The organism is Pyrinomonadaceae bacterium, from assembly GCA_036277115.1.
GTDB lineage: Bacteria > Acidobacteriota > Blastocatellia > Pyrinomonadales > Pyrinomonadaceae > UBA11740.
The window spans coordinates 1,597,688-1,606,906 of the sequence record DASUNM010000023.1; the positions used below are offsets into that span (position 1 = coordinate 1,597,688).

The 9,219-nt window shown below is 56.4% G+C and carries 6 protein-coding genes; 5 read left to right on the forward strand and 1 reads right to left on the reverse strand.

All coding sequences use genetic code 11. The annotated features are described in order from the left end of the window. Positions 1–20: 20 nt before the first annotated feature. Positions 21–1,475, reverse strand: a complete 1,455-nt coding sequence (locus tag VFX97_13615) for an NADP-dependent isocitrate dehydrogenase (GenBank protein HEX5704235.1) — start codon at positions 1,473–1,475, stop codon at positions 21–23. Positions 1,476–1,704: 229 nt separating this feature from the next. On the opposite strand from VFX97_13615, the gene VFX97_13620 reads away from it, so the two are divergent. From VFX97_13620 to VFX97_13640, 5 genes are all read left to right on the forward strand, one after another. Then, the gene (locus tag VFX97_13620; protein HEX5704236.1) at positions 1,705–4,494 is read left to right on the forward strand and encodes a Smr/MutS family protein; all 2,790 of its coding nucleotides are present in this window, start codon (positions 1,705–1,707) and stop codon (positions 4,492–4,494) included. Continuing rightward, positions 4,491–5,435 carry an alpha/beta hydrolase gene (locus VFX97_13625; GenBank protein ID HEX5704237.1) on the forward strand — a complete coding sequence of 315 codons (945 nt, stop codon included), beginning with the start codon at positions 4,491–4,493 and terminating at the stop codon, positions 5,433–5,435. Before VFX97_13620 ends, VFX97_13625 begins: the two co-directional genes overlap by 4 nt. Beyond that, a complete protein-coding gene (locus VFX97_13630; protein ID HEX5704238.1) occupies positions 5,435–5,800 on the forward strand; it encodes a hypothetical protein in 366 nt (121 codons plus the stop codon). Before VFX97_13625 ends, VFX97_13630 begins: the two co-directional genes overlap by 1 nt. Before the next feature lie 3 nt (positions 5,801–5,803). Beyond that, positions 5,804–7,615: a DNA primase gene (dnaG, locus tag VFX97_13635; GenBank protein HEX5704239.1), complete on the forward strand. Its 1,812-nt coding sequence runs from the start codon at positions 5,804–5,806 to the stop codon at positions 7,613–7,615. 103 nt (positions 7,616–7,718) lie between these two features. Beyond that, positions 7,719–9,219 (forward strand): sigma-70 family RNA polymerase sigma factor (locus VFX97_13640; GenBank protein ID HEX5704240.1); only part of this gene is annotated, 1,501 nt, incomplete at its 3' end.

The following is a 9,219-nucleotide window of genomic DNA, read 5'->3' on the forward strand; positions in this document are numbered from 1 at the left end:
GTTCGAAGTGTTGGAGTCAGCTACTCTCCTTGATCTAAAGAATATCCACGCTCGCCGTCAAAGTTGCACAGGTTCTCGGTCTTGATGAAATCAAAGCCACCGGCGTCAACGCTCGACAACAAATTGATGATCTGCTGATGCTCGATGGTGCCGCCGTTCTGGCTTACGAAACGGCAACGCCAATGATCGGAGCAGAACGTTTCAGACTTGCCGCCGGGCCAAACCTTTACGCCGCGATTACTAATCATCGTCAGCTTGAGATCCTCCGGCGTAATATCGGTCAGCGCCGCGCCCAGGTCGTCCGGCGAGCCTTTCATCCAATCCAGGAACACATCGACGCCCACCAACTCTTTCTTGGTGTCTGAGCGTTCTTTGAAGATCGTTTCTTCGGCAAACACTCCCTCGCCGCTGTCCTGGTTATAGGTGACCGCTTTCAGCGTGTGCGGTTTCTTACCGAGACGCTCGACAATGGCCTGGCCAAATTCCTTAGTACCGACTTTTTGTTTGCTTACTTTCTCGTCGTAGACGTCATACGTGTGGACACCGTCTTCAATCGTGCGCAGCCACGCATTGTGAACGCGCTCGGCAATTGCAGACTGGCCAATGTGGACGAGCATCATTACCGCGCCGAGCAGCAAACCAGACGGGTTGGCGAGATTCTGACCCGCGCGGCGCGGCGCCGAGCCATGAATCGCTTCGAACATGGCGATGTTCTCGCCGATGTTTGCTGATCCCGCGAGCCCCACCGAACCGGCGATCTGCGCCGCCACATCCGACAAAACGTCGCCGTACAAATTCGGCATCACGATCACGTCGAAAGCTTCCGGAGTGTCGGCGAGCTTGGCCGCGCCGATATCAACGATCCAATGTTCGTTCTCAAGGTCCGGATATTCAGCAGCGATTTCGTCGAAGACTTTATGAAACAGACCGTCGGTCAGCTTCATAATGTTGTCTTTGGTGAAGCAAGTGACTTTCCTACGGTTGTGACGGCGGGCGTATTCGAAAGCGTAACGAACAATCTTTTCCGAGCCAGGCCGTGAAATCAGTTTCAAACATTGGATGACCTGGTCCGTCTGCCGATGCTCGATGCCCGCGTAAAGATCCTCTTCATTTTCACGGACGATTACGACGTCCATGCCGGGATGCTTTGTCTCAACGAATGGAGAGTACGAAACGCACGGCCGCACATTCGCGTAAAGGCCGAGTGTCTTCCGCACAGTCACATTGAGACTCTTGAAGCCCCCACCTTGTGGGGTCGTGATCGGCGCTTTCAGAAATACTTTGTTGCTGCGCAGCGAATCCCAGGAACTTGGCTCGATGCCTGAACTATTGCCCGCAAGATAAACTTTCTCGCCGATATCGATCCGGTGAATGTCGAGTTTTGCGCCTGCTTCTTTCAGAATGAACAGCGTCGCTTCCATGATTTCCGGCCCGATGCCGTCACCATGGGCGACTGTGATTGGAACTGTGGGCATGAACGAGTGCCTTTCTTTGGCGTAATGGAAGTTGACGAATATACGCCTAAAGGTAAAGGCGGGCAAAGCGGGGTGAAGGGGGACGATTGCTTCATTGATTCATTGCTTCATTGATTCAATGGTTCGGTTTGAATAGGTCAATGATTCAATGGATCGATGTTCCAATGAACCAATTTCCTATCAGTCTAATCTGCGGATAGGTTCCTGGCGGTGTAAGATTGATTCTTCCATGAATCCTCAGGCTTTCGGAATTCTTGAGTTCGATCAGTTGCGCCAACTCGTACGGCGGCACGCGCAAACCGACATGGGTCGCGCGCGGGTCGCGGACCTCGAGCCGTTCGACGATCTGGAGCCACTGCGGCACGCGCTGACTGAACTTGGCGAAGCGATCAGTTTGCGCGCGCGGGGTGCGCGCTTCTCGTTCGACGGCGTCGCTGATCCGAGCGAGTCAATCGCGCGTTTGAAGATCGAAGGAGCGGCCCTGGAACCATTGGCCATGCTCGATCTGGTGCGCCTGTGCAACTCAGCTCTGGATGCGCGAAACGCGATCCTCGCGGAACGCGAAGACTCTCCGACGCTCTTCGACACAGTCGCCGCGCTTTCACCCGACCTGAAGCAGCTCGCGACCGCGATCACGAAGAAGATTCTGCCGAACGGCGAACTGGATGACCGTGCGAGTCCTGAGCTGGCCCGCATTCGTCACGACGTCGGACGGCTTCGTTCATCGATCACGCGATCGCTGGAAAACCTGATGCGCCGCTCGTCCGAGGCAATTCAGGAAGAACTCGTCACTGTTCGCAACGATCGGTTCGTCATCCCCGTGCGCGCGGATCATCGGGGCCGCATCAATGGCGTCGCGCACGGTTCTTCGTCATCGGGACAGACGATATTTATCGAGCCGATGCCGACAATCGAGGCCAACAATGAATTACAAACGCTCCGCGAAGCGGAACAACGGGAGATCGCTGCAATCTTATTTCGTCTTTCCGAAGACCTGCGCGCGCAGTTGCCGGCGATCGAAGCGGCCGCGGTGGCCGTCGCGGTGCTTGACGTAATCAATGCGAAGACCGCGTTCGGCGAACGCTTCAATTGTGTGGTGCCTGAAGTGGCACAGACTAGCGCCAGGGGTGAGGTCAGTACCGGGAGCGGTAGCGACCGGGTCCGCTCGTCGGCGAGCGTTGCTTTTGTCGATCATGACCACCCGGTCGCATCCACCACCCCACGCGGGCTGCCCGCGCAGGGACCCCGGTCCGCTCCCGGTACTGACCTCATAGCCAACCTGGAACTACTCGACGCGCGTCATCCGCTGCTCGAGGAGAATCTGCGCGCATCCGGCGGTCAAGTCGTGCCCGTTTCATTCACGCTGGATCATGAGCAGACAACGATGGTGATCTCGGGTGCGAACGCCGGTGGGAAGACCGTCGTGCTGAAAACCGCGGGTCTGCTGTCGCTGATGGCTCTCTCTGGGCTGCCGGTTCCTGCGCGTTCAGCGCGGGTCCCCTTCTATCGATCAGTTCTTGCCGACATCGGGGACCATCAGTCGCTGGCGGCAAATCTCTCGACCTTCACCTCACACGTTGCAAACATCGCGACGATGATCGAAATCTGCTCCGGCAGCGCGGACATCTCGCCCCCATCTTCTTCGTCCCTCGTACTACTCGATGAAGTCGGGACCGGAACCGATCCAGAGGAAGGGTCAGCGTTGGGCGTTGCCGTTGTCGATCATTTCAAGCAGCGCGGCGCTCACGTGCTGGCCACGACGCATTACTCCGGATTGAAAATGTACGCGGCGAATGAACCCGGCGTCCTGAACGCCAGTGTCGAGTTTGACGAACGGACTTTGCGGCCGACGTATCGTTTACTTGTCGGAGTCGCCGGATCCTCTTCAGGTTTGGACATCGCGCAACGGTTCGGGATTCCCGCGGACATCATCGCCGGCGCAAATGAACACGTCACAGAATCGTCGCGGGTTGCGACCGAATACCTAAGGCGGATTAAGCGCGAGGCCGATGAAGCCGAAGCCTTGCGGCGCGCCCTGGAAGAAGAACGCGCGGCGGTTGCTGAGAAATTCGCGACCCTCGATCTCGACTCTCAGCGGCGCGAACGTGAACGGCAGACTGAGTTTGAAAAACAGTCGGCCGCCATCTTCGCCGAATTTGAAAAGCTTTCCCGCGAACTTCTGGCGAAGATTCAAGAGCGCGCCGATCGCGTCAAGGTCGAGCGCGAAACCCAGAAACGAGCGGCTGAGCTCAAGGGCGAAGCACAACGCGCGGCCAAAGCGATGTCTGACGAGGCGCGCCAAAAAACGCGTGCCCAACTTAGAGGACCTCGCAGTCAGGAAGGGGGCCTGCCCCCGCAGTTGCGCGGCGTGAAGGTAGTTCGCGACGGGCAGGTTGTGAGTGATGCACCACGAACGGCTGAGTCGCCCGAGCCGTCGGAAGACAGCGGGCAAGATGCCCGCGCTCCCAAGCACCCTCCCAGCGGCGACCCCCTACGCGAGATTGCGGTTGGCGACCGGGTTCGTCTCCTTTCATTCGGTTCGACCGGCATCGTCGATCAAATCAAAGACGACGAGGCGGAAGTTCGTGTCGGCTCGTTGCGCATGCGCGAGAAACTCTTAAATCTTGAACTGCTCGACGGTACGAGCTCGAAGCAGAATGAAGTCAGTACCTCCCGCGGTAGCGGGCGGGTCAAAGGTTCTCTTGAGGCTCTGAAGAGACAGGCAACCGCAACCGAGCTGCACCTGCACTCAAAAGACTCGAACTCCAGGTCTCAGAACCACGAACTTAATCTCATTGGTAGGACCACCGATGAAGCCGTCGATCTGGCGGACAAGTTTCTCGACGAAGCTTTCCTGAACGGCCTCAGCGAAGTGCGCATAATTCACGGCCACGGCACCGGCGCGCTGCGTAAGGCGGTCGCTGAATTCCTGCGCTCCCATCCGCACGTCGCGCGCTTTTCATCAGCGCCACCTGAAAAGGGCGGATCCGGCGCAACGCAAGTTGAACTCAATTCATGAAGGAACGCGAGGATTCGGTTCCTCTCTCCGCATGCGGAGAGGGGTTAGGGGAGAGGTTAACGCGCGTCGCAACCCCACCCCCTGCCCCCTCCCCGCGAGCGAGGAGTGGAGAACACCCATTCAAACTCCATCTGGTTGAAGGCACCGGCCTGAAGCGTCTGTTCTTTTCCATCATCGTGGGGCTTGTGCTTTCATACGTCGGTCTGCTTTTGTACGGAACAATGTTCGCCGAACGAATGATCTTTCTCCCGCCGGTTACCAATTACCGCGATACAAGTTCAACTCTGAAACTAAAGTCCGGTGACGGCATTGAGATTTCCGCGGCTTATCTTCCCAATCCGGAAGCTACCTACACAATTCTCTTCAGTCACGGAAATGCTGAAGACCTTGGAACCCTGGCGCCTGAGTTGGAAAACATAAGGGCGCTCGGCTTTTCAATCTTTGCCTATGACTATCACGGATACGGAACAAGCGGCGGCAAAGCGACTGAGCAGAATGCTTACGAAGACATCGACGCCGCGTACAATTACCTGACTCAAGTATTAAAGGTTCCGCCGGATCGGATTATTGCGCACGGTCGTTCGCTGGGCGGCGCAGTCGCAATTGACCTCGCTTCGCGGAAACCCCTCGGCGGACTCGTCGTCGAGAGCTCGTTTGTGTCCGCGTTTCGCGTGGTGACCGGCTATCGCATCTTTCCATTCGACAAGTTCCGCAACGCTGACAAGATTAAAGCGGTCCGCTGTCCGGTGCTGATAATTCACGGCCGCCAGGATGAAGTAATCCCGTTTTGGCATGGCGAACGACTATTTGAATTAGCGAACGAGCCGAAGATGAATTTTTGGGCGGATGGCGCCGGCCACAATAATTTGAAACCTGTTGCGGGCGCCGAATACGTGAAGTCGTTGCAGGCATTCCGCGATTCGCTGGCAACTTTGAAGTAATGACTAACAAAGAACCGTCGTGGTTGACGCTTTTTCGTCCCGTAGGACAGCAAGAACTCGAACTAATCCAACGTAGCCAGAGCACTGCCTTTCCTCCGCGACTACCTGAGCAGCCATTCTTTTATCCGGTTCTGAACGAAGATTACGCGGCACAAATCGCTCGCGACTGGAATGCGAAATATAACGAGCCCAAATTTGGTTATGTGACGCGCTTTCGTGTAAGAAAGTCTTTTCTCGATCGTTATGAAGTGAAGACAGTAGGGGGCGCGAACCATCAGGAATATTGGATACCTGCTGAAGAACTTGAGGAACTCAACCGTAACATCATCGGCACCATCGAAGTGATCGCCGAATTCAAGAATTAACTCGTGCGTTTTCCGCAAACCTTCATCGATGACCTGCGCCGCCAGTCGGACATTGTCCGCATCGTGCAGGACTATGTGACGCTGAAGAAGGCGGGCGCGAATTGGGTGGCGCGTTGTCCTTTTCACAAAGAGACCAAGCCTTCCTTTTCCGTCAATCCCGCAAAAGAAATTTTCTACTGCTTCGGCTGTCAAAAAGGCGGCTCCGTTTTCAACTTCGTGATGGAGATCGAGCGGGTGGCTTTTCCCGAGGCGATCAAAATCGTCGCCGAGAAATCCGGCGTGCCCCTGCCGAAGATGATCGACGACGGACGGTTCGAAGCGCGCAAGCGCGATTCGGATGAGGTCATCGAACTTAATCAATGGGCGCTGCAATGGTGGCAGGATCAGCTCCAGAGCAAAGCCGCGACCTCCGTCCGGCAGTACCTAAAGCAGCGCGGCTTGACGGAAGAAACGACAAAGACGTTCCGGCTCGGATTTGCACCGGACAGTTGGGAGGCCCTGTCCACCCATCTGCGCCAAAAGGGCGCTACTCAGGAGCAACTTGAGCGCAGTGGCCTCGTCGTGAAAAAGGATGAAGGCGGATCTTACGACCGTTTTCGCGGGCGGCTAATGTTTCCGGTGTTCGACGCCCAGGGGAAGCCCATCGCGTTTGGCGGCCGGACGCTGGATCCTGAAGGCGAGCCCAAGTATCTAAATTCTCCGGAAACGTCGGCTTACACGAAGGGCCGCCACCTCTTTGGCTTGAACCTGACCCGCGACGAAATCAGGCGGAATGGGTTCGCCATTCTCGTCGAAGGCTACCTGGATCTCATCGTTCCTTACCAGTTTGGTATCAGGAATTTAGCCGCGAGTCTCGGCACCGCGCTGACGCCTGAGCAAGTGAAATTGATTGGCCGCTTTGCGCGTAAGGTTGTGGTGAACTATGATGGTGATCGCGCGGGTGTGCAGGCAGCGAAGCGGGCGATCGAAACTCTTCTGGCAGAAGACCTTGAGGTCAAGGTGTTGGTGCTCCCGGACAACGCCGATCCTGACGATTTCATCAGAAAAAACGGCGTCACGGAGTATCAGCAGCGGCGAGGCAACGCACAGCCCCATATACAATTCGTGATCGATCAAGCGGTACGGGATCGTAACCTTCACAACCCGGCGGACAAAGCGGCGGCGGTGGAGGAGACGCTCCCGTTTGTGCGCGCTGTCCGCGATTCGATTCAACGGCGCGGGTATTTTGATGAGGCAATGGATCGGCTGCGAATTCCAAACGATCAGCGGCGCGAGCTTTTGCAAAGAATACGCGGCGCCGCAAGTGGTGACGGACAAACCGTTCAGCAGGTGGTTGTCCGGCAACTGAAGCCGACGGTTGCGGAACAAAAGCTTTTGGAACTGCTGCTGGCGAGCGAAGAGTTGCGAAAGATTGTTCTGGCGCGGCTCGAACCGAGTGATTACGAAGGAATTGCGACGGCGCCAATTTTTCGCGCGCTGGTCAAGCTGAACGAGGACGAAGGCGAAGTCAACTTCGATTCATTGAGCGCGGAAACGCCGGACAATCCCGCGACCGGCGAGTTGCTGGCGCGGTTAATGATTGCCGAGCCAATTGAGTCGTTCGATGACGCATTGACGCACGCTGATAGCTGTCTGAATGCTTTGCGCCTGATGAAGCTGGATCGGGAGATTGACGAACTTAGTTCGCAAGTCGCCGAAGCGGAACGCGCGGGTGAAACAGAGAAACGCGACAGGCTGGAAACGAAAAAACAGGAACTATTCAAACAGCGCGGCAATTATCTGACGGCAGCGCAAGTCAGTAAAACGGTGCATTGAATTAATCGAGCCGCATGGTGCGGCCCAGTGGTCAGTACCACCTGCGGGGATTTGTCAGTACCACCTGCGGTAGCGGGTGGGTTGAACGAGGATAAAATATAACGTGGCTAGTGAAGAAAAAGATCGAGACGATGTGATGGATCGCCTGCTCCAGTTGGGCGGCGACAAGAAATTTCTGTCTTACGACGACTTGAATCGTGAGCTGCCTGAGAACGTTGTTTCGCCGGACGATATCGAAGACGTGTTGCAGAAGCTGGACGCTTCAAACATTCATGTCGCCGACTCCGACGAACGTTTGATCGAGCAGGCAGCCGCCATCGCGACGGAAGAAGAAGAGAGCGATGAAGATCTGGAACTGGATCTCTCCGCGGGCGCGCTGGAGAAGACCAACGATCCGGTTCGTCTCTACCTGCGCGAAATGGGCGTGGTGCCGCTGCTTACTCGCGAAGGTGAAGTCGCTATCGCGAAACGCATCGAGCGCGGCTTGATGAAAACGCACAAGTCGATTGCGCGCTCGCCGATTGCCGTAATGGAACTTTTGAAGATCGGCGAAGAGCTGGCGGAATTCAAAATTAACATTCGCGAGGTCGTGCTTTTCTCTGAGCAGGCGGAGCTTGCCGGCGAAGACGACAAGGCCGAAGAGTATCGCGAGTGGACGATCGAAGGTATCGAGGGTGTGCGCAAGCTCTTTAAGAACGCGCTGAAGGAGTACGCAAAACTCAAGACCGAAACGAAAGCCCAGCGCGGCAAAAAGACGAAGAAGGTCCTGCGTTTGCGCGGGCGCGTCGGGCGCCTGCGAATTGAGATTGCCGATGAAGTTGCCCGTCTGAATATGACGGAACGGTCGCGGCAAAGGCTGATCAACGCCATTCGCAATGTGCAGAAAGAAGTACGTTCGGCCGAGCGCGAGTTTTCTACTTACACCGAAAGACTTAATTCGAAGAAGCGCCTCAAGGCCGACGATCAGAAGGCTTACAAAGCACACGTTTCGAACGCGAAGAAACGCCTGCGCACCGTCGAGGAGGAGTATCACATCTCTCCCGTCGACGTTAAGCGTTCACTGCAAAACATCGTCACCGGCGAACAACAGACGGGTCAGGCCAAGCGCGAACTGGTCGAAGCGAACCTGCGGCTGGTGGTTTCAATCGCGAAGAAGTACACGAACCGTGGATTGCAGTTCCTCGATTTGATTCAGGAAGGCAACATCGGCTTGATGAAGGCCGTGGACAAGTTCGAGTACCGGCGCGGCTACAAGTTCTCGACCTACGCCACGTGGTGGATTCGGCAGGCCATCACGCGCGCGATTGCCGACCAGGCGCGGACCATCCGCATCCCGGTCCACATGATCGAAACGATCAACAAGCTGATTCGGACGTCCCGCGCGCTGGTGCAGGAGCTCGGCCGCGAGCCCACCTCCGAGGAAATTGCCCGACGCATGGACATCCCGGTGTCGAAGGTGCGCAAGGTCCTCAAGATCGCGCAGGAGCCGATCTCGCTCGAAACGCCGATTGGCGAAGAGGAAGATTCATATCTGGGCGACTTCATCGAGGACAAGAAGATCATCAATCCCGCCGATGCGGTGATGAACATCAACTTGTCCGAGC

Coding starts and splice junctions, on each gene's coding strand:
- VFX97_13615 (HEX5704235.1), bottom strand. CDS start 1,475: ATGCCCACAGTTCCAATCACAGTCGCCCATGGTGACGGCATCGGGCCG.
- VFX97_13630 (HEX5704238.1), top strand. CDS start 5,435: ATGACTAACAAAGAACCGTCGTGGTTGACGCTTTTTCGTCCCGTAGGA.
- VFX97_13620 (HEX5704236.1), top strand. CDS start 1,705: ATGAATCCTCAGGCTTTCGGAATTCTTGAGTTCGATCAGTTGCGCCAA.
- VFX97_13625 (HEX5704237.1), top strand. CDS start 4,491: ATGAAGGAACGCGAGGATTCGGTTCCTCTCTCCGCATGCGGAGAGGGG.